General features: G+C 60.9%; 14 protein-coding genes and 2 tRNA genes. 8 read left to right on the top strand and 8 right to left on the bottom strand.

All coding sequences use genetic code 11. The annotated features are described in order from the left end of the window. Window positions 1-19 precede the first annotated feature (19 nt). Window positions 20-562, top strand: a complete 543-nt coding sequence (locus tag BM70_RS0104140) for a YaeQ family protein (RefSeq protein ID WP_003193952.1) — start codon at window positions 20-22, stop codon at window positions 560-562. A 198-nt stretch (window positions 563-760) separates the two neighbouring features. Next, window positions 761-2,470, top strand: a complete 1,710-nt coding sequence (gene recJ, locus BM70_RS0104135; RefSeq protein WP_025854826.1) for a single-stranded-DNA-specific exonuclease RecJ — start codon at window positions 761-763, stop codon at window positions 2,468-2,470. A gap of 233 nt (window positions 2,471-2,703) precedes the next feature. Here recJ and BM70_RS0104130 read toward each other — a convergent pair whose 3' ends face one another. From BM70_RS0104130 to BM70_RS0104115, 4 genes are all read right to left on the bottom strand, one after another. Then, window positions 2,704-3,990, bottom strand: coding sequence for a virulence factor family protein (locus tag BM70_RS0104130; protein ID WP_025854825.1), 1,287 nt, complete (start codon window positions 3,988-3,990; stop codon window positions 2,704-2,706). Continuing rightward, a complete protein-coding gene (mprF, locus tag BM70_RS0104125) occupies window positions 3,990-6,632 on the bottom strand; it encodes a bifunctional lysylphosphatidylglycerol flippase/synthetase MprF (protein WP_025854824.1) in 2,643 nt (880 codons plus the stop codon). Before mprF ends, BM70_RS0104130 begins: the two co-directional genes overlap by 1 nt. Before the next feature lie 279 nt (window positions 6,633-6,911). After that, window positions 6,912-6,988 (bottom strand) — tRNA-Met (locus BM70_RS0104120). 320 nt (window positions 6,989-7,308) lie between these two features. Next, window positions 7,309-7,385: transfer RNA gene (locus BM70_RS0104115), tRNA-Met, on the bottom strand. A 279-nt stretch (window positions 7,386-7,664) separates the two neighbouring features. Here BM70_RS0104115 and dinB point away from each other — a divergent pair. Next, the gene (gene dinB / locus BM70_RS0104110) at window positions 7,665-8,723 is read left to right on the top strand and encodes a DNA polymerase IV (RefSeq protein WP_025854823.1); all 1,059 of its coding nucleotides are present in this window, start codon (window positions 7,665-7,667) and stop codon (window positions 8,721-8,723) included. A gap of 126 nt (window positions 8,724-8,849) precedes the next feature. Here dinB and BM70_RS0104105 read toward each other — a convergent pair whose 3' ends face one another. The 4 genes from BM70_RS0104105 to BM70_RS0104090 all read right to left on the bottom strand — a co-directional run bounded on the left by BM70_RS0104105 (window position 8,850) and on the right by BM70_RS0104090 (window position 13,635). Continuing rightward, entirely contained in the window at window positions 8,850-9,803 is a 954-nt protein-coding gene (locus tag BM70_RS0104105; protein WP_025854822.1) for a hypothetical protein, read from the bottom strand. A gap of 20 nt (window positions 9,804-9,823) precedes the next feature. Then, a complete protein-coding gene (locus BM70_RS0104100; protein ID WP_025854821.1) occupies window positions 9,824-11,539 on the bottom strand; it encodes a proline--tRNA ligase in 1,716 nt (571 codons plus the stop codon). 157 nt (window positions 11,540-11,696) lie between these two features. Then, window positions 11,697-13,229 (bottom strand): AmpG family muropeptide MFS transporter, encoded by a 1,533-nt coding sequence (locus tag BM70_RS0104095; RefSeq protein WP_025854820.1) that lies wholly within the window; start codon window positions 13,227-13,229, stop codon window positions 11,697-11,699. 43 nt (window positions 13,230-13,272) lie between these two features. Continuing rightward, a complete protein-coding gene (locus BM70_RS0104090; RefSeq protein WP_043274157.1) occupies window positions 13,273-13,635 on the bottom strand; it encodes an MGMT family protein in 363 nt (120 codons plus the stop codon). 145 nt (window positions 13,636-13,780) lie between these two features. Between BM70_RS0104090 and BM70_RS0104085 the strand changes: the two genes are divergently transcribed. From BM70_RS0104085 to groL, 5 genes are all read left to right on the top strand, one after another. After that, entirely contained in the window at window positions 13,781-14,788 is a 1,008-nt protein-coding gene (locus tag BM70_RS0104085) for a DUF481 domain-containing protein (RefSeq protein ID WP_025854818.1), read from the top strand. Window positions 14,789-14,894: 106 nt separating this feature from the next. Then, window positions 14,895-15,626 carry a HugZ family protein gene (locus BM70_RS0104080; RefSeq protein ID WP_025854817.1) on the top strand — a complete coding sequence of 244 codons (732 nt, stop codon included), beginning with the start codon at window positions 14,895-14,897 and terminating at the stop codon, window positions 15,624-15,626. A 66-nt stretch (window positions 15,627-15,692) separates the two neighbouring features. Continuing rightward, complete coding sequence (locus BM70_RS0104075) at window positions 15,693-16,169, top strand: FxsA family protein (RefSeq protein WP_025854816.1); 477 nt, start codon at window positions 15,693-15,695, stop codon at window positions 16,167-16,169. Between the two features lie 247 nt (window positions 16,170-16,416). After that, window positions 16,417-16,713, top strand: coding sequence for a co-chaperone GroES (groES, locus tag BM70_RS0104070; protein WP_017846112.1), 297 nt, complete (start codon window positions 16,417-16,419; stop codon window positions 16,711-16,713). 49 nt (window positions 16,714-16,762) lie between these two features. Then, window positions 16,763-18,409, top strand: a complete 1,647-nt coding sequence (gene groL, locus BM70_RS0104065) for a chaperonin GroEL (RefSeq protein ID WP_025854815.1) — start codon at window positions 16,763-16,765, stop codon at window positions 18,407-18,409. Window positions 18,410-18,473: the final 64 nt, after the last annotated feature.

Here is an 18,473-nt window from a genome sequence, read left to right as displayed (position 1 = left end):
TGTCTCTAGAAGTCCGTTCATGGCCCAGCCGTCCACGACCTACAAATTCGAACTCAACCTCACCGACCTCGATCGCTCGGTGTACGAGAGCGTTAAACAGACCATCGCCCGCCACCCTTCGGAAACCGAAGAGCGCATGACCGTGCGTCTTTTGGCCTACGCGCTCTGGTACAACGAGCAGTTGGCGTTCGGCCGTGGCCTGTCAGATGTAGACGAGCCAGCCCTGTGGGAAAAAAGCCTGGATGACCGGGTTCTGCACTGGATCGAAGTCGGCCAGCCCGACGCCGACCGCCTCACCTGGTGCTCGCGTCGCACCGAACGCACCAGCCTGCTGGCCTATGGCAGCCTGCGCGTGTGGGAAGGCAAGGTGGTGCCGGTGGCCAATAACCTGAAAAACGTGCACATCGCCGCCGTGCCTCAGGAAGTCCTCGAGACCCTGGCCAAGGACATGCCGCGTGTTATCAAGTGGGACGTGATGATCAGCGAAGGCACGATCTTCGTCACCGATGATCGCGGCCAACATGAAGTACAACTGCAATGGCTGGTCGGCGAACGCGGCTAAACCTGTAGGAGCCGGCTTATTGTGGTGAGCAAGCTTGCTTGCGCTGGGGTGCGAAGCGCCCCCCAAAAAGCGAGAGGCTGCTGCGCAGCCAACGGGAGCAAGCGCCCTCGCCACAACAAGCCAGCTCCCACATTTGACCTGCGTTGCCCTTAGCCTTGCTAACTAACTGTCGAATAGAAGAGAAGCTCCCGTCACCCCATGCGTATCGATCCTCGTCCGTTGCCTGCTGTCCTGCCGTTTCTCGGTGAATTGCCACCGCTGTTGACCCGTCTCTACGCCGCGCGCGGGGTGCAGTCCGAGGCCGAGCTGGATAAAAGCCTGGCGCGGTTGATTCCCTATCAGCAGCTCAAGGGCATCGACGCAGCGGTGGACCTGCTGGTGACTGCGCTGGAGCAGCGCCAGCGCATCCTCATCGTCGGCGACTTCGACGCCGACGGCGCCACTGCCAGCACCGTGGGCACCCTGGGCTTGCGCCTGCTCGGTGCGGCGCATGTCGACTACCTGGTGCCGAACCGCTTCGAGTACGGCTACGGCCTGACCCCGGAGATTGTCGCCGTTGCACTGCAGCGCGAGCCACAACTGCTGATTACCGTGGACAACGGTATCTCCAGTGTTGAAGGCGTGGCGGCGGCGAAAGCGGCGGGGTTGCAGGTGCTGGTGACCGACCACCACTTGCCCGGCGACGAGTTGCCGGCAGCGGACGCTATCGTCAACCCGAACCAGCCCGGCTGTGAGTTCCCGAGCAAGGCCCTGGCGGGGGTCGGCGTGATCTTTTACGTGCTGATGGCCCTGCGCGCGCGCCTGCGCAGCTTGGGCTGGTACGAGAGCAAGCCACAACCCAACATCGGCGAGCTGCTTGACCTCGTCGCGCTGGGCAGCGTCGCCGACGTGGTGCCCCTGGACGCCAACAACCGCATCCTGGTGCACCAGGGCCTGGAGCGTATTCGCGCCGGTCGTGCGCGGCCGGGGATCAAGGCGATCCTGGAAGTGGCCAAGCGCGATGCGGCTCGCATCACCTCCACCGACCTGGGTTTTATCCTCGGCCCGCGCCTGAATGCCGCCGGGCGCCTGGATGACATGAGCCTGGGGATCGAATGCCTGCTCACCACCGACGTTGCCGCGGCCCGTGAAATGGCCGCGCAACTGGATGGCATGAACCAGGATCGCAAGTCCATCGAGCAAGGCATGCAGCGCGAGGCCCTGGCCCAGCTCAAGGACTTGCCGGTGGAGTCGATGCCCTATGGCTTGTGCCTGTTCGACCCGGAATGGCACCAGGGCGTGATCGGTATTCTGGCGTCGCGCATGAAAGAGCGCTATTTCCGTCCGACCATTGCCTTTGCCGATGCCGGCGATGGCCTGCTCAAGGGCTCAGGGCGCTCTGTGCAGGGGTTTCATATCCGTGATGCCCTGGCGGTGGTCGCAAGCCAGCATCCCAACCTGATCACCAAATACGGCGGCCACGCCATGGCGGCCGGTCTGACACTGCCCGAGGAAAACTTCCCACTGTTTGCCGAGGCCTTTGATGCCGAAGTGCGTCGGCAATTGCGCGAAGAAGACCTCACCGGGCGCCTGCTGTCCGACGGCACCCTGGCGGTGGAAGAGTTTCACCTGGAGCTGGCCCGCGCATTGCGGCATGCCGGGCCCTGGGGGCAGCACTTTCCCGAACCGTTGTTTCACGGCGTGTTTCAGTTGGTGGAACAGCGCGTGGTGGGCGAGCGGCACTTGAAGGTCGTGCTCAAGAGCGAATGCGGGTCCGTGAAGCTTGATGGCATTGCGTTCGGGGTAGACCGTGAAGTCTGGCCGAATCCGACGGTGCGTTGGGTAGAGTTGGCTTACAAGCTGGATGTGAACGAGTTTCGGGGCAATGAAACCGTGCAGCTGATGATTGCGCATATCGAACCGCGCTAGCGTTCAGCCACACCGTAAAGCCAATGTGCAATGGACTTGCTGTAATGAGCGGGCTTGTTGTGGTGAGCGGGCTTGCCCCGCGCTGGGCAGCGAAGCAGCCCCAATAAAAACGCCGCATTCTGTCAGGCAGAAATGCGGCGTCTGGTTGTAGGGCGGCTCCGCCACCCAGCGCGGGGCAAGCCCGCTCACCACAACAAGCGGCTCATCATGGCCAGCCCATCACAGGGTCGGCGTTACTCGGCTTTATCCTTGGCCTGGTGCTTCACGATGATATCCACCAAGCGCTTGGCCAGCGCCGGGTAGTTCTCGTCGAAGTGATGCCCGCCTGGCAACTTCAGGGCTTCACCCACGGCTGTCTTGTCGGTGCAGCCGCTCTCGTCGACTTCTTCTGCACCGTAGATGCACACCACTTTCTCGGGGGGCAGCTTGGCCATTTCCGGGCCGGTGGCGGCTTCTTTGCCGGCGTTGCCCAGCCAACCTTCCACTTCAATCTCGAAGCTGCCAGTGCGTGCAAACGCCAGCAGGATGATTGCGTCCACGCGCTGCTGCTCGTTTTCCGGCAGGCGGTTGTAGATGGCCGGCAATACATCGGCGCCGAACGAGTAACCGGTCAGCACGAAGCGCTTGGTGCCCCACTTCTGGCGGTAGTGCTGCATCAGTTCGGTGAGGTCCTTGGCGCTTTGTTCCGGGGTCTTGTGCTGCCAGTAGTAGCGCAGGGTGTCGATGCCGACCACCGGGTAGCCGATCTTGGCCATTTCACCGGCGACGTCGCGGTCGAGGTCACGCCAGCCGCCGTCGCCGGAGAGGAACAGGGTGACGGTGTCCTTGGCTTGGCCAGCCGGTACTTCAACCACCGGGATCGCCAGGCCGCCGTTGTCCGAGCCCACCAGTTGCTTGCGCAACTCGTTGTTCAGCACTTGCGGGTAATGAATGTCGTAGTCGCTGATGCTGGTGGTGGCGCGTGGTGTGTCGCGTACGAAGCTGGCGGCATCATCGTCAGGGTTGTCGTTCCAGGCCACCAGCCAACTGCCGTGGGCTGCCGTTTTCGGCAGCGGGTCCTTGCAGCCTTCCTGGGTCATGGCGAAACCGACGGAGATGGCATTGGCCTTGTCGTCGTTCTGTGCGGCCAGCCAGCGCCATGCCAGGCTTGCGCCAGGGCCGATGCCGCTGACCAGGGTGGCCGGGCCCTTGAGCTGGCCCAGGGCGCTTTGCAGCGCTTGTTCCTGCAGCTTGCAGTCGTCCTTGGGCAGGATCACCTGGACAATCTGCGCCTTGCCGCCTTGGCTCAAGGCAATCAGTTGGCTGTCTGTCAGGGTTGCATCTGCCATCACGGCTACAGCCACACGGGCTTTGGGCGTGCCGTTCGGGGTCACGCGGGTCATGACCGAACCGTCGGCCTGGGGCAGTTGCTCCAGGGTCGGCTGCGGGGCAGGGCGGTTCCAGTACCAATAGCCGCCACCCAGGATCAGGGCGAGCAGCACTACAAAGGCCAATACATACCGCCAGGAGCGTCGAATCATCAGCGTTTCACCAATCCAGTCAAGCCGCCCGCGATCAGGGCGGCGGTATCGGCCAGCGCCACCAGCGGATCAAGTCCTGCGGGCACGGCCATGTAACGGGGTTCCCAGTCAGGCTGGAACTTGTCTTTGAAGCGGCGCAAACCTTGGAAGTTATACAGTTGCTCGCCGCGACGGAACACCATTGAGCCCAGGCGTTGGGTCAGCGGGGCGCCACGTCGTGGTTGCAGGCCCGACAACGGCACCATGCCGAGGCTGAAGCGGGCGTAGCCGTGACTCTTATAATGTTGAATCAGGCCGACCATCATGAATTCCATGGTCAGCTTGGGCGCGTCCGGGTGGGCGCGCATCAGGTCGAGACTGGCCAGGTCGTGGTTGTAGGTTTCGAGCAGGTTGGCGAAGGCCACCGGGCGCCCTTCGAAGCGAATGATCGCAATGCGAAAGTGCTTGAGGTAGTCATCGCTGAAGCGTCCCAGGGAAAAGCCTTTTTCCCGCACGTTCTTGCCGGTCAACCAGGCATCGGAGATGACCTTGAGCTCGTCCATCGGTGCCGTGCCCGGTTCAAAGATCTCCAGGGACAGGCCGTCCCGCGAGCCGCGGTTCCAGGTGTAGCGCAGGTCCTTCATCTCTTTGCCCTTGGCTTCCAGGTCAAAGCGTTTCAGGTCGACGCGGGCTTCTTCGCCCAGCTTGATCGCGGTGAGGCCGATGTCCATGTAGTACGGCAGGTTCTCTGCACGGACCTGGTAAAACACCGGGCGCGCGTGGTGAATGTCGCACAGGTCGCGGAACTGCCAGATCATTTCGGCCCGTGGCTGGGTCGGGCCGATCGGGTCATACAACGCCACCAGGCTGCGCCCGCGACGGGCGTACATCAGGAAGGCTTCGTCGTTGGGGTGGAACAGCAGCGCCTTGTCGCCCGTGAGCGCCAGGCCGCCGTCGGGTTGGGACGAGGCCATCAGGATCTTGCTGGCGCGTTCCAGTTCGTCAGGGGTGGGCAGGTGGATCACCGGGCGCGCAGTGCGCAGCAGCCAGGTCAGGGACACGATGACCAGCAACACGGCGGCACCCAGCAGCGAACGCAGGCCGCGGGGGGCGTTGGCGTCCAGGGTGAACTGCCACCACAGCTGGTGGCTGTAAGGCACGTCCTGATAGGCGAACAGCAGCAGCCAGATCGAAGCCCCCAGCACGCAGACACTGGCCACCAGGTACAGCGGCGAGAAGGGCAGTTCGGTGAGGCGGCTGGCGCGGTAGAACGAGCGTCGGAAGATCGCCAGCAGGATGGCGGTCATGGTCATCAGGCTGGCTTCTTCCCAGTCGAACCCTTTGAGCAGCGAGAGCAGGGCACCCACCAATAGCAGCACCATGGTCAGCATCCAGGCGGCCGACAAACGTCGACGCAGGCCCTGGGCCAGCAGCAGGCACAGCACGCCGATCAGGCTGGCGCCAAAGTGCGAGGCGTCAATCAGGCGGTGGGGAATCAGGAAACCGATGTTTTCCAGGCGTGAGTCGATTTCGGGCGTGGCGCCAGAAAACAGCAGGACCACGCCAGACAAAAAAACCAGGACGGCCAGTACTGGCGCTGCCAGCCCTGATGCGACCCGCAGGCTTTGCTGGGTCTGGAACAGGCGCTGTGCTTCGTTGACCAGCAGGAACACGCAGGCGATCAGCAGCGGCAGCACCACGTAGATCATGCGGTACAGCAGCAGGGCAGCGGCCAGGGGCGCGGCGCCCAGTTTGTCGGCGAAGGCCGCCAGCAGGATCGCTTCGAATACGCCCACGCCGCCCGGTACATGGCTGAGCACACCGGCGGCCAAAGCCAGCAGGTACACGAGCAGGAAGGGGCCGAAGGGCGGTGCTTCCGGCAGCAGCATATAAAGGACAGTGGCGGCAGCGGCGACGTCCAATGCGGTGATGATCAACTGCAGGAACGTCAAGCGCCGGCCAGGCAGGCGCAGGGTGCGGCGGCCGGCCTTGACCAGTAGGTTGTCCGGATAAGGCTGTTCGGGCAGGCGACGGCGATAAATACCGATGCACAACACCGCCGACAACAGCAGCACGGCGCCGGCAATGCCGCCGAGCAGGCTTTGTGACAGATGCAGGTAGGTGGATGCCGCCGGCAAGTTGCTCAATGTGGCCAAGGCGGCCAGCGGTGGCAGCGCGCAGCCCAGGGCCAGGCTGGCGAACACGGTCATGTGCGCGACTTCCGAGGCCCCGATGCCATGGCGTGCATATAAACGGTAGCGTACCGAACCACCCGAAAGCATCGACAGGCCAATCGCATTGCCGATGGCAAATGCGGTAAAGCCACCTAGGGCCAGGGTCTTGGCGGGCAGTTTTACCCCCGCGTAGCGTGCGCCGGAAAATTCGTAGCCCAATAGAATGACGAAACCGGCGACAGCTGCCGCCAATGCGCCGAGCAGGGCAGGCTTGGGCACTTCCAGGATCGAATCGTGGAGGGCGTAGAGGTCGAGTTCCAGCAGCAGGTGGCGGCAGGCGATCAGGGCGATGGCGAACAGCAACAACGTGACGGCCAGCCCAAGGGGTTGCCGGTACTTGCTCACCAGATCCAGCCAGCGCAAACGAGTAGGAGTGATCGGTTGTTCTGCTGTGACAGTGTCTTGTGGTTCAGACGAGTTGGCGCGCATCAATCACCTCGTGGATTGTGCGCGACAGGATGGAGGTATCCAGCCAAGTTACCAATCCCTATGGACAAAATAATTGCAAATATTAACGCGTATCACCGGGGGCGGCGACAGCGGCCATTGGTCGTAGAGGGTAGCGCTTGAGCATTGAGCATAGCTTGCAAGGAAATGGACTCAACAAACCGTGTACGGTTTCATGAAAGATGCCATGCCATTGTTTCAGAAGAACTTTTTTACCGGATACAAAAAAGGCCACTCTTTCGAGTAGCCTTTTTTGATGTTTGGTTGCGGGAGCCGGATTTGAACCGACGACCTTCGGGTTATGAGCCCGACGAGCTACCAGACTGCTCCATCCCGCGTCTGTGGGCGGCATTCTACAGCCCAGCGGCGAGGTGTCAACCGTTAATGGATGTATCGGTCAAATAAGTGTGGAATTGTTGCTCAGGCAACCTAAGTTTCAGATTGGAAAAGGTTTTTGTATTGAGCGGGCTGGTTGTGGTGAGCGGGCTTGCCCCGCGCCGGGTGGCGAAGCCGCCCCAACAAAGGCACCGCCGAGCCCCTGATAAGCCAGGTCGCCGGGTTTGCGGTGGCTTCGCCACCCGGCTCGGGGCAAGCCCGCTCACTACAAAACAGGCACGCACAAAAAAGGCCACTCTTTCGAGTAGCCTTTCTTGATGTTTGGTTGCGGGAGCCGGATTTGAACCGACGACCTTCGGGTTATGAGCCCGACGAGCTACCAGACTGCTCCATCCCGCGTCTGTGTGTCGGCATTCTACAGATGAACGCCGGTGTGTCAACCCGTGAGTTGAAGAAAAGCGCTTGTGGTTCAATCGGTTAGCTCTCCATGAAGGCCTCTTGATACCCTGCGAGCCCAGTCTGGCCGAGGGTTTCAGCTCTATCGGCATGCCAGATTCGATTGAGAAAATAAATTCATCCGGGAATTTTCCTACCGCTCAAGCGGAAGATTCAAACTACTGGTGCTATATACAGGGGTGGATGCGATACTGGACACCCGTAGGTACACACCCCGTTTATATGACGCAGCGCAAAATCATCCACGTCGACTGTGATTGCTTCTACGCCGCCATCGAGATGCGCGATGACCCGAGCCTGGCGCAAAAGCCACTGGCGGTGGGCGGCTCGGCGGACCGGCGCGGCGTGATTGCGACCTGCAACTACGAGGCGCGTGCCTATGGCGTGCGCTCGGCCATGTCATCGCGCCATGCCTTGAAGCTGTGCCCGGACCTCACCATCGTCAAGCCGCGCATGGATGCCTATAAGGAAGCGTCGAAGGAAATCCAGTCGATCTTCCGCGACTACACCGACCTGATCGAACCGCTGTCGCTGGATGAAGCCTATCTGGACGTGTCCGACAGCCCGCACTTTGGCGGCAGTGCCACGCGCATTGCCCAGGACATTCGCCGCCGCGTCTCCAACCAGTTGCACATCACCGTGTCCGCCGGTGTGGCGCCGAACAAGTTCCTGGCGAAGATCGCCAGCGACTGGAAGAAACCCAATGGGTTGTTCGTGATCACGCCGGACCAGGTCGAGGACTTCGTCTCGCAGTTGCGCGTGAGCAAGTTGCACGGTGTTGGCAAGGTCACGGCGGACAAGCTCGCGCGTCTGGGAATCGAAGACTGCCTGCAACTGCGCGAATGGAACAAGCTGGCGCTGGTGCGCGAGTTCGGCAGTTTTGGCGAGCGGCTGTGGAGCCTGGCACGTGGGATCGATGACCGTGTGGTGCAGAACGACAGTCGCCGGCAATCGATCAGTGTGGAAAACACCTACGACGTGGACTTGCCCGATCTCTCAAGCTGCCTGGCCAAACTCCCCGAACTGATGGACACCCTGGCCGGGCGCATGGCGCGCATCGACAGCAGTTACCGGGCGGGCAAGCCGTTCGTCAAGGTGAAGTTTCATGATTTTACCCAGACGACACTGGAGCAGGCGGGGGCAGGGCGGGACCTGGAGAGTTATCAACAGCTGCTGACGCAGGCATTCAATCGCGGCGGGAAACCGGTGCGGTTGCTGGGGATCGGCGTGCGGTTGTTGGATTTAAGCAATGGCAACGAACAACTTGAATTCTCCTGGTAGAAACCGGATTAAAAACCTATAAGTCGCCGGCTTGCCGGCGATGGCGATCTACCAGCCGCCTCATGTGCAAGCTGACCTGGCGCCATCGCTGGCAAGCCAGCTCCTACAGTTTTATCGTCGTTGTGCTTAGCGAGCGCCAGGATCTGCCACCAACCGCCCCGCATCCTTGGTGAGCGCCTGCAGGAATTCCTGCTGCAACTCGGGATCATTGCGGGTCAGTTCGATCAGGCTTTGTTCCAGCTCGCTGGCTTCTTCTTCCAGGCCCAGCTCCGACAAGCGCTTGACGCGGTGCACCCACTGGCTGACTTCGTCGTCTTCCAGATCGTCGTAGATCAGGCCGTGGGCTTCCAGCAACTTGCCGCGCAGGGTGTTGCTGATCGCCAGTGTCGAGTCCGAATGCACGTCGTCCTGGCCATCTTCCACGCTGATTTTCAAGGTCGTGACGCGGTTCAGGTCCTGCTCGGCAAACGGGCTGTCCAACAGGTTCAGGCGCAGGACGCCGTTGCGGTCGGTGGTCAGCTCATGCACTTGCTTGCCCGCAGTGACCTGCACCGGGCGTTCGCTCCAGGGCAGGCTCGAATACTCCACACGCTTGTCACGCTGGACTTCATCGATACCCGCCAGGTTCTGTTGCGCACGGCCGTGGGATTGCACGTTCATGAACGGGTTGAGGCCGTCCACGCCGTAGGTCAGCCAGTCGTGAGTCATGCTGGTCGGCAGGTTGCCGAGGGCGAAGATATTCGCCACGTTGGCGCCCGCGCCCGCCACCAAGGCGACCGCCCCCAGTGGCATCTCATAGAGTTTGCGCCAGGGTTGATAGGGGGTGTAGCGGTCGTAGCGACGGGTGACTTCGAACTCGGTGACCTCGAAGGTCTTCTGCTCGTGAATGCGAACTCGGCGTTGCGGCAGTTCCAACACTTTGGGGTCGCCTACATCGATCTGCAGGCTGTGGTCGAGCAACTTACGCTCGACCCGCTCCTCGTGCTCACTGCGTTGCGACATCTGGTTGGCGCAGCCGCTGACCAGCAGGGCGCCGCACAAGGCGGCGCCCCCCAGGGCTCTGGTGTTTCGCTTGAACATGACTTCTCTTGATCTGGTTTTCAGCGACGAATACGCGCCTGAAGGAAAGACAGCACGTCAGCCACCGGCAACGGTTGGGCTTCGGCTTCGGTCCGGCTCTTGTATTCCAGATTGCCATCGGCCAGGCCGCGGTCACTGACCACGATCCGGTGCGGGATGCCAATCAGCTCCATGTCGGCGAACTTGATGCCCGGGCTGGTTTTCTTGTCCCGGTCATCGAGCAGCACTTCAAAACCAGCAGCCGTCAGTTCGGCGTACAGCTTGTCGGTGGCTTCGCGTACTTGCTCGGTTTCATACCGCAGCGGTACCAGGGCGACCTGGAACGGCGCCAAAGCGTCACTCCAGATGATGCCTTTCTCGTCGTTGTTCTGCTCGATGGCAGCCGCCACCACGCGGGATACGCCAATGCCGTAGCAACCCATTTCCAGGGTGATCGGCTTGCCGTTCTCGCCCAGCACTTCGCACTTCATCGCCTTGCTGTACTTGTTGCCCAGCTGGAAGATGTGCCCGACTTCGATGCCGCGCTTGATTTCCAGGGTGCCCTTGCCATCCGGGCTTGGGTCACCGGCCACCACGTTGCGCAGGTCGGCCACGGTCGGAACTGGCAGGTCACGCTCCCAGTTCACGCCGAAGTAGTGCTTGTCGTCGATGTTGGCACCGATACCGAAGTCGCTCATCAGCTCGACCGAGCGGTCGATGATGATCGGCAGCGGCAGGTTCAGTGGGCCGAGCGAGCCGGCACCGGCGCCAATGGCGTCGCGCAGTTCGGCGTCGGTAGCCATGACCAGCGGGCTGGCCACGCCAGGTTGCTGGGCAGCCTTGATTTCGTTGAGTTCGTGGTCGCCACGGATCACCAGGGCGATCAGCTTGCCTTCTTCTTCGGCGCGCACGATCAGGGTCTTGATGGTCTTTTCAATCGGCAGATTGAATTTTTCCACCAGGGCCGCGATGGTCTTGGTGTCCGGCGTGTCCACCAGGCGCAGCTCCTCAGTCGGTGCTGCGCGGGAGGTTTCCCGTGGCACGGCTTCGGCTTTTTCGATGTTCGCTGCGTAGTCGGAGCCGTTGCTGAACACGATGTCGTCTTCGCCGGACTCGGCCAGTACGTGGAACTCGTGGGAGCCGGCGCCGCCGATGGAGCCGTTATCCGCTTCAACCGGGCGGAATTTCAGGCCCAGGCGCGTGAACACGTTGCAGTAGGCAGTGTGCATGCGGTCGTAGGTGACCTGCAGCGAAGCCTGGTCAGCGTGGAACGAATAGGCGTCCTTCATGATGAATTCACGGCCGCGCATCAGACCGAAGCGTGGGCGGATTTCGTCACGGAACTTGGTCTGGATCTGATACAGGTTCAGCGGCAGCTGCTTGTAGCTGCTCAGCTCGTTGCGCATCAGGTCGGTGATCACTTCTTCGTGGGTCGGGCCGGCGCAGAAATCGCGGCCATGACGATCCTTGAAGCGCAGCAACTCAGGGCCGTACTCTTCCCAGCGCCCGGATTCCTGCCACAGTTCAGCCGGTTGGGTGCTCGGCATCAACACTTCCAGAGAGCCGGCGGCGTTCATTTCTTCACGAACGATGGCTTCGACCTTGCGCATCACCTTCAAGCCCATGGGCAGCCAGGTGTACAGGCCGGAGGCCAGTTTGCGGATCATGCCGGCACGCAGCATCAGCTGGTGACTGATCACGACCGCGTCGGAAGGCGTTTCTTTCTGTGTGGCGAGCAAATATTGACTGGTACGCATGGTAGGCCGTTGTCGGTTGCTTGGACTTGAAATGACTTGGGATTGTACGGGCGCAAGCTGTCGCCGTACAGGCATCAGAATGTTGGGCTGTCTGTAGGAGCAGAGCTTGCTCGCGATTGGGGGCACCTCGGTCCAGCTTTTAAAGGGCCCCCCAATATCAGTCTTCGACCGGCGGACTCAACCGCGCCCGCCGATTCTCCTGATACCAATGCAAGGCAATCAGCAGCAGCGTCGGTACACCCAGCATGCAGGTGATCAGGAAGAAGTTGTGATACCCGAACTTCTCCACCATCACCCCCGAGTACCCGCCGATCAGGCGCGGCAGCAACAGCATGATCGAGCTGAGCAAGGCGTATTGAGTGGCGGAGAACTTCAGGTTGGTCAGGCTCGACAGATAGGCGACAAACGCCGAGGTCGCCAGCCCGGAGCTGAAGTTGTCCAGGGAGATGGTGAAGATCAGCATCTGCAGGTCCGGGCCCATGTCGGCGAGCATCACGAACAGCAGGTTGGTGCCCGCCGACGCCACGCCGCCGATGAACAGGATCGGCAGGATACCGAAACGCACGATCAGCAGGCCACCCATGCCGGCGCCCAGCAGGGTCATGATCAGGCCGAAGATCTTGCTGACCCCGGCGATCTGGTCCTTGGTAAAGCCCTGGTCGATGTAGAACACGTTGGCCATCACACCCATCACGGTGTCGGACATGCGATAGGTAGCGATCAGCCCCAACAACAGCAACGCCTGCCAGCGGTAGCGCAGGATGAAGTCGTTGACCGGCGTCAGCACGGGGGCCAGGCCACGGCGGCCCATGGCCGAGAGGCACAGGGCGGTGAGGGTGATATAGAGGATGGCACGCAGGAAGGCGCGGTCCTCCATCAGCAGCTCCCACAGGCTGACCCCGTGGAACAGCACGCTGGCGAAATCGGTGTTGAACAGTTGGGTGAACATCGCCGGTACCGACACCAGCAGCACGATCAGTACAAACACCGAGACCAACTGATGCACGAAGCTGTAGCGCCCGGCCTGCAGTTGGGTACGCAGCGGCACATTGGGTTCGCGCATGAACAGGGTGGTCAGCAGCGCCGGAATCATCAACACGCCGAACAGCACATAGGTGCCGGTCCAGGCCGAGTGCTTATAGTTGAAGCCGGTGGAGCCAAAACCTTCGGCGAAAAACAGTGCACCCGCGGTGGCCAGCAGGGCGGCGATGCGGTAACCGGACATGTAGCTGGCGGCCAGGGCGGCCTGGCGGCTGTCGTCGGCGATCTCCAGGCGGTAGGCGTCGACGGCGATGTCTTGGGTGGCGGACGCAAAGGCGACGATGACGGCGATAGCGATCAGCCAGGACAGGTGTTTCTGCGGGTCGCAAAAGCCCATGCCGATCAATCCGAGGATCACCAGCGATTGGGCCAGTACCAGCCAGGAGCGACGACGCCCGAGTTTGCCGAGCAGCGGCAGGCGCCATTGGTCGAGCAGTGGCGACCACACCCATTTAAAGGCATACGCCAGGCCGATCAGGCTCGCATAGCCGATGGTCTCGCGGGCCACACCGGCCTCACGCAACCACACTGAAAGCGTCGAGAACACCAACATGTAAGGCAAGCCGGCGGCAAAGCCGAGCAACAACAGCACTAACGTCGAAGGGCTGGCATAGGCGGCGAGCGCGGCGCGCCAGGTTTTACGGGGCATGGGCTGGAGTCTGCCTCAGATTTGCGGAAACAAAGCGCGCACTCTAACCGCTGTGCTCTACCGGGCGCCAGCCATGGCGCTGAATATCCACGCGATTGTTGCGGACAGTGACGCCTTCATCGCGCAAACGCGCGCGTTGTTCATCACCTGACGCACTGCCCACCGGCAGACTTATCCGACCACCGGCACCCAGCACGCGGTGCCAGGGCAGCCTGGTGTCTTCGGGAAGCTGGCTCAACGTGCGTCCCACCCAGCGTGCCGCACGGCCGAGGCCAGCCAGGTGCGCCAGCTCACCGTAACTCACCACGCAACCTTCGGGCACTTGCGCCAGGGTCAGGTACAGCGCGGTACGGCGCATTTCGGCGGGGCTTTGTGGTGGTTCGGCGGGCTGATTCACGGTAGGCATATCCATTGATACCGACGGCACAATTGTAGGAAAGGTCTGTAAGTGTGCTGATGAGAATTGAACTCAACATAAATCCTTGAGTCAGTCCTAGCTATCTAACACGATAATCGCCCCTTTTCGCCAACCTTGAGCTCCTTATCCGCTTATGTTGTCCAGAACCCTGCTATGCCTCGCTGTTTTCAGCGCCTCCACGCCCTTGTTGGCCGATACCGTCTGGTTGAAGAACGGTGACCGCCTGACCGGCAAGATCAAAGTCTTCGACGGGGGCAAGCTGCTGATCCAGACCGATTACGCAGGCGCCATCCCGGTAGACTGGAAACAGGTGAAAACCCTGGAGAGCGACCAGGAGCTGCTGGTCAAGCAGGACGCCTATACCGGCGAGAAGGCCAAGTCCCTGAAAGCGGCGGACGATGGCAAAGTGGTCCTGGCCAACGGCGAAGCGCCCAAGACCGTCGAACTGGCCAGCATCCAGCAGATCATCAAGCCCAAGCCGGTGGTCGAAGACCTGGTGTGGAAGGGCAATGTAGACATGGCGCTGGACTATAAACGCGCCGATAAAGACACCAACGACTACGACATCGACTTCAAGACCACCGCCCGCCATGGTCAATGGCGCCATACCGGGCAGGGCGAGTACAACCGCGAGTTCCAGGACGACGTCACCACCACCGACAACTGGGCCCTGGAATACGACCTCGACCGTTTCCTGACCGAGCACTGGTTCTGGCAGGGGCGCTTGACCTACAAACGCGACAAGGTTGAAGACCTGTCCCGTCAGCGCACCGTCGGCACGGGCCCGGGCTATCAGTTCTGGGACGATGAATTGGGCGCGTTCTCCCTGGGCTCGCTGGTCAACCGCACCGACTATGAATACGCCGACGGCGGCAAGGACAACTTCTATTCCCTGGCCATGAAGTGGAATTACAACCGCTACCTGGTGGGCAAGACCGTCGAATTCTTCACCAACGGCGAAGTGGGCAAGCCCATCGGCGGTCCGGCGGAATACTCGTTGGACGCAGAAATGGGCCTGCGCTACAAGGTCACCGAGTGGGCGTCGCTCAACCTCAAGGCCGAACGCGACGTTATCAGTGGAGACTCCGACAGCAGCCTGAGCAAGACTCGCTATACCGCAGGCTTCGGCGTGGCCTGGTAACAAAGCCGGACAAAACCTGCTTGGCAACCTTTGCGGATAATGATTACCTTGTGTTGAGATCCATTCCCATATGCCATGGGCGGCTGAATACCCGAGGAGTCATACGTTGAGCGCACAGGTTGCCAAGAACGCCCGAGAGCTGTTGCTCAAGGAATACCGTGGGGCTCTCTCCACATTGTCCAAAGCCATGCCCGGCTTCCCTTTCGGTTCGGTCGTGCCGTATTGCCTCGACGAGCAGGGCCGTCCGCTGATCCTGATCAGCCGCATTGCCCAGCACACCCATAACCTGCAAAAAGACCCCAAGTGCTCCTTGCTGGTAGGCGAGCGTGAGGCCGATGACGTGCAGGCCGTCGGGCGCCTGACGTACCTGGCCGAAGCCGAGAAACTGGAAGAGGGCGATGCCATCGAGGCGGCGGCCGAGCGTTATTACCGCTACTTCCCCGATTCGGCCAACTACCACAAGGCCCATGACTTCGATTTCTGGGTACTCAAGCCGGTACGCCACCGTTACATCGGCGGCTTCGGGGCGATTCACTGGGTCGACCAATTGACCCTGGCCAACCCGTTCGCCGGCAAGGCGGAACGCAGCATGATCGAACACATGAACAGCGATCACACCAAGGCCATCGCCCACTACGTCGAGCTGGCGGGCCTGCCTGCCACCGAGCCTGCACAATTGGCCGGTATCGACAGTGAGGGCATGCACCTGCGTATTGGCCAGTCGCTGCATTGGTTGCCGTTTGCAGAGTCTTGCAACACGCCGACACAAGTCCGCGAGGCCCTGGTTTCATTGGCTCACGCCGAGGTCTGGCCGAAAAAAGAGCCCGCCAACGCTTGAATTCACGAAATGGCGACGTCATCTAAGGTGGACTGGCAAGGCATTCTTGCGTTGAGGAACCATTTGATGCGCCCTTTTTTATTGCTCTTTCTGCTGTTCCCGGTGTTGGAGCTGTTCGTATTCGTTCAAGTCAGCGGTGCGATCGGGTTTTTCCCGGCGCTGCTGCTGATCATTCTCGGCTCGATGCTCGGCGTCCTGGTGCTGCGCGTCGCCGGCCTGGCCACGGCACTGCGTGCCCGTGAAAGCCTGAACCGCGGTGAACTGCCCGCCCAGACCATGCTTGAAGGCCTGATGATGGCCCTGGCCGGTGGCCTGTTGATCCTGCCGGGCTTCATCAGTGACGTGGTCGGCCTGGTCATGCTGTTGCCAGTCACCCGCAAGCTGCTGGCCGGCAAAATGCGCCAGCGTGCCGAAGAGGCTGCGATTCGCCAGCGCGCTTTCGCCGACGACCTGCAACCCCGTGGCGGTCCGGCGCCACGCCAGCCGTTGGGGCGTGAAGGTGATGTGATCGAAGGCGAGTTCGAACACCGCGACAGCAAATAACCGCTTTACTGGCACGGCACCTTCGGGTGCCGTGTTGCTTTCAGCCGTCGGCACCTGCAAAAAAAATCCGCCGAGGCCCCTTGTAATAAGCTTATGCGCCCTTATGTAACGGTCACCGCAAGGTTTCTGGTGGCAACACCAGACAGACTTCCGCGTCTTGCCTGGCGAGACGCGACCGGCACCGCCGGAATACAACCCGCCGGTACAGACACCGGCCGATGAAAAACACAATTAGGAGAGATCGACAATGAGCAAGCTTCGTCCTCTGCACGACCGCGTCGTAATCCGTCGCAGCGAAGAAGAAAAGAAAACCGCCGGCGGGATCGTTCTGCCAGGTTCGGCTGCTGAAAAAGCCAACCACGGTGTGATCGTCGCTGCTGGCCCAGGCAAGACGCTGGAAAACGGTGAAGTACGTGCGCTGGCCGTTAAAGTCGGTGACAAGGTTGTATTTGGCCCTTACTCCGGCAGCAACACTGTGAAAGTCGACGGCGAAGACCTGCTGGTCATGGCTGAGAACGAGATTCTCGCCGTACTGGAAGGCTGATTTCCCGCTCATTTTCCCGTTATTCCAAAGTATTTAAGGACTATCGATCATGGCTGCTAAAGAAGTTAAATTCGGCGATTCCGCCCGCAAGAAAATGCTCACCGGTGTCAACATCCTGGCTGACGCAGTAAAAGCGACCCTGGGCCCAAAAGGCCGTAACGTGATCATCGAGAAGAGCTTCGGCGCTCCGACCATCACCAAGGACGGCGTTTCCGTCGCCAAAGAAATCGAACTCAAAGACCGTTTCGAAAACATGGGCGCGCAGCTGGTCAAAGACGTTGCCTCCCGTGCCAACGATGATGCAGGCGACGGCACCACCACCGCTACCGTTCTGGCCCAGGCGATCGTCAACGAAGGCTACAAAGCCGTCGCTGCCGGTATGAACCCGATGGACCTCAAGCGCGGCATCGACAAGGCCACCATCGCCATCGTCGCCGAGCTGAAAAACCTGTCCAAGCCATGCGCTGACACCAAGGCTATCGCTCAGGTAGGTACCATCTCCGCCAACTCCGACAGCTCCATCGGCGACATCATTGCCGAAGCCATGGAAAAAGTCGGTAAAGAAGGCGTGATCACCGTTGAAGAAGGCACTGGCCTGGAAAACGAACTGTCGGTTGTAGAAGGCATGCAGTTCGACCGTGGCTACCTGTCCCCGTACTTCGTCAACAAGCCAGACACCATGGTTGCCGAGCTGGACAGCCCGCTGATCCTGCTGGTCGACAAAAAGATCTCGAACATCCGCGAAATGCTGCCAGTGCTGGAAGCCGTTGCCAAAGCCGGCCGCCCACTGTTGATCGTTTCCGAAGACGTTGAAGGCGAAGCCTTGGCGACTCTGGTTGTGAACAACATGCGTGGCATCGTCAAAGTCGCAGCCGTCAAGGCGCCAGGCTTCGGCGATCGTCGCAAGGCCATGCTGCAGGATATCGCCGTTCTGACCGGCGGTACCGTTATCTCCGAAGAGATCGGCCTGAGCCTGGAAAGCGCCACCCTGGAAAACCTGGGTAGCGCCAAGCGCGTGACCATCTCCAAGGAAAACACCATCATCGTTGACGGTGCTGGCGTTGAAGTCGACATCCAGTCGCGCATCACTCAGATCCGTGCCCAGGTTGCCGAAACGTCCTCGGACTACGACCGTGAAAAACTGCAAGAGCGTCTGGCCAAACTGTCTGGCGGCGTTGCAGTGATCAAGGTTGGCGCTGGTTCCGAAGTTGAAATGAAAGAGAAGAAAGCCCGCGTTGAAGACGCCCTGCACGCAACCCGTGCAGCCGTTGAAGAAGGCGTGGTACCTGGCGGTGGCGTTGCGCTGATCCGTGCTCTGGAAGCCTTGACCAACCTGACCGGCGACAACGCCGACCAGAACGTCGGTATCGCAGTACTGCGTCGCGCTGTTGAAGCGCCACTGCGCCAGATCGCTGCCAACTCCGGCGACGAGCCAAGTGTTGTGGTCAACGAAGTCAAGAACGGCAAAGGTAACTACGGTTACAACGCTGCGACTGGCGTCTATGGCGACATGATCGAAATGGGCATCCTGGACCCTACCAAGGTGACTCGTTCCGCGCTGCAAGCCGCGGCTTCCATCGGCGGTCTGATCCTGACCACCGAAGCTGCAATTGCCGACGAGCCGAAGGCTGAAGGCGCGGCTGGCGGCGGTATGCCAGATATGGGCGGTATGGGTGGCATGGGCGGCATGATGTAAGCCAGCCTTACCCCTGTACTGAAAAAGCCCCGCGGGCAGTGATGCCGGCGGGGTTTTTTTATGC

This window comes from Pseudomonas sp. CHM02, assembly GCF_000612585.1.
In the GTDB taxonomy this organism is placed as follows: Bacteria; Pseudomonadota; Gammaproteobacteria; order Pseudomonadales; family Pseudomonadaceae; genus Aquipseudomonas.
The sequence above is the reverse complement of the archived record's forward strand: the minus strand, read 5'-3'. Positions and strand labels throughout refer to the sequence as shown.

What these genes read in the sequence shown, in the direction of transcription:
- BM70_RS0104140 (WP_003193952.1), top strand. Translation starts at nt 20, where the DNA reads ATGGCCCAGCCGTCCACGACCTACAAATTCGAACTCAACCTCACCGAC.
- recJ (WP_025854826.1), top strand. Translation starts at nt 761, where the DNA reads ATGCGTATCGATCCTCGTCCGTTGCCTGCTGTCCTGCCGTTTCTCGGT.
- BM70_RS0104130 (WP_025854825.1), bottom strand. Translation starts at nt 3,990, where the DNA reads ATGATTCGACGCTCCTGGCGGTATGTATTGGCCTTTGTAGTGCTGCTC.
- mprF (WP_025854824.1), bottom strand. Translation starts at nt 6,632, where the DNA reads ATGCGCGCCAACTCGTCTGAACCACAAGACACTGTCACAGCAGAACAA.
- dinB (WP_025854823.1), top strand. Translation starts at nt 7,665, where the DNA reads ATGACGCAGCGCAAAATCATCCACGTCGACTGTGATTGCTTCTACGCC.
- BM70_RS0104105 (WP_025854822.1), bottom strand. Translation starts at nt 9,803, where the DNA reads ATGTTCAAGCGAAACACCAGAGCCCTGGGGGGCGCCGCCTTGTGCGGC.
- BM70_RS0104100 (WP_025854821.1), bottom strand. Translation starts at nt 11,539, where the DNA reads ATGCGTACCAGTCAATATTTGCTCGCCACACAGAAAGAAACGCCTTCC.
- BM70_RS0104095 (WP_025854820.1), bottom strand. Translation starts at nt 13,229, where the DNA reads ATGCCCCGTAAAACCTGGCGCGCCGCGCTCGCCGCCTATGCCAGCCCT.
- BM70_RS0104090 (WP_043274157.1), bottom strand. Translation starts at nt 13,635, where the DNA reads ATGCCTACCGTGAATCAGCCCGCCGAACCACCACAAAGCCCCGCCGAA.
- BM70_RS0104085 (WP_025854818.1), top strand. Translation starts at nt 13,781, where the DNA reads ATGTTGTCCAGAACCCTGCTATGCCTCGCTGTTTTCAGCGCCTCCACG.
- BM70_RS0104075 (WP_025854816.1), top strand. Translation starts at nt 15,693, where the DNA reads ATGCGCCCTTTTTTATTGCTCTTTCTGCTGTTCCCGGTGTTGGAGCTG.
- groES (WP_017846112.1), top strand. Translation starts at nt 16,417, where the DNA reads ATGAGCAAGCTTCGTCCTCTGCACGACCGCGTCGTAATCCGTCGCAGC.
- groL (WP_025854815.1), top strand. Translation starts at nt 16,763, where the DNA reads ATGGCTGCTAAAGAAGTTAAATTCGGCGATTCCGCCCGCAAGAAAATG.